The 1,404-nt window shown below is 38.5% G+C and carries 1 protein-coding gene and 1 pseudogene; both read right to left on the bottom strand.

The window, feature by feature from the left end; all coding sequences use genetic code 11:
• Window positions 1–912: pseudogene (locus tag F6K27_RS33185) on the bottom strand (hypothetical protein); the annotation flags it as partial.
• 93 nt (window positions 913–1,005) lie between these two features.
• Window positions 1,006–1,260: a hypothetical protein gene (locus F6K27_RS33180; protein WP_205127189.1), complete on the bottom strand. Its 255-nt coding sequence runs from the start codon at window positions 1,258–1,260 to the stop codon at window positions 1,006–1,008.
• Between the last annotated feature and the right edge of the window lie 144 nt (window positions 1,261–1,404).

Below are 1,404 nucleotides of genomic sequence, written 5' to 3'. Positions count from 1 at the left end.
TAACTCTCGATAGTAATCCCAAAAATCATCCAAGAATTGTTCCAGGAGTTGTTGATGATCATTAACCTTGGGAGTTAACTTTTTATAATCTGGTCCCTCATGTACCCAACACAAAGCTAAATTATCGGTTAGTAACTTGAAGGTCGGTGCATCATCACAGAGGAGAGTTTTTATAACTGGCCAGTCAGTTTGCTGATGATCAAAAGCGATTGCTGCTGCGTCTTTAATACGTTTACGCATTTGTGGCCCTAACAATGGTAAATATCTATCTAGTAGCCCATTAAACTCTATGGAATTCAATACAGTTTCTTGGGGCAACAATTCCAGAGACTTCTTCCATTTATCTGGTATATGTAAGGTCTCCAACAGTGAAAAAGTCTCTTGATTGATCATAAACTCTAATTCTCGTCGGTCAAGTAAACCTTGAAGTACACTTAATCTATCTTTTTTGGCAGTAGTAAAGTAGACCGTATCAAGAGGGTTACACACTACATTCGTAGTATAGTTAACCCCTCCCACACGGGCTCCTGTTTGGTCAAAGTGCTGCCAGGGACTACTTAATAGTCCGGCTTCATAGATTTCACTTTTTTCTGTCTCAAAACCAGACTGGTTTTTGATTAACAGATTGGACAAATGCCCGGCTGACATGGAAATGCCCATGTCCTCTAGAAACTCTAATAGTTTGCCTTGGGTCATATTTCCCCCATAGTACAAACTAATGATTAAGCTTTTAATTCCTGGGCCAAATTCTCCTTCATCACCTGATGGTAATTCTGCCTTGGGAGTTTTTCGCGTAGAGTGTGAGTAGTATTTCTGTTTCAGGAATAATACATGATCGGTTCCCAAGGTAATATCTTGAATGATTACTTCTTCGTAACCTTTAAACTCTGCATCAATGGGTAGTAATTCCATAGGGTACTCTAGTATTTCTTCCCTATCTATTTTGAGCTGAGATTTTTTACTGCCCTTTGAATGGTTTTGAGGTGGCTTTCGTTCTTTTTGTGATCAGTAGTTCTGGGAAAATCCTCTTGGTTTTTTGGCTTTGATTTTGGGCTGTTGTTGTTCTCCCTGAAGACGGTTATTTTCGTCTTTTAAACGTTGGTTTTCTGTTTGTAATTCTTTGAGTTGTGTCTGTAATTGCTCTATCAGGTTCAGTAATACCTCTACTGTTTGAGACAAGGATTTGTCTGCAATTTCGGTCGGGTTAATTGTTTGCAGGACTTGCTCTACTAATTTTTTGCTGTCATTATTTTGTCTCATATTTCATCTTCTATAACCAACTTGATTCTCCTGTTATTATTCTTGATCCTTTATTCTTTTTTGTGATTTAGCCGATCTTCTCGAGCGCGATTTTTGGTCTTGGCAGCTATCATAATTGCCTACCCCATCATATTCAGTAGATAC

The sequence above is a fragment of the Okeania sp. SIO2F5 genome, assembly GCF_010692685.1.
In the GTDB taxonomy this organism is placed as follows: Bacteria; Cyanobacteriota; Cyanobacteriia; order Cyanobacteriales; family Microcoleaceae; genus Okeania; species Okeania hirsuta.
Note: the sequence above shows the minus strand (reverse complement) of the source record. Positions and strands in the feature narration are given on the sequence as shown.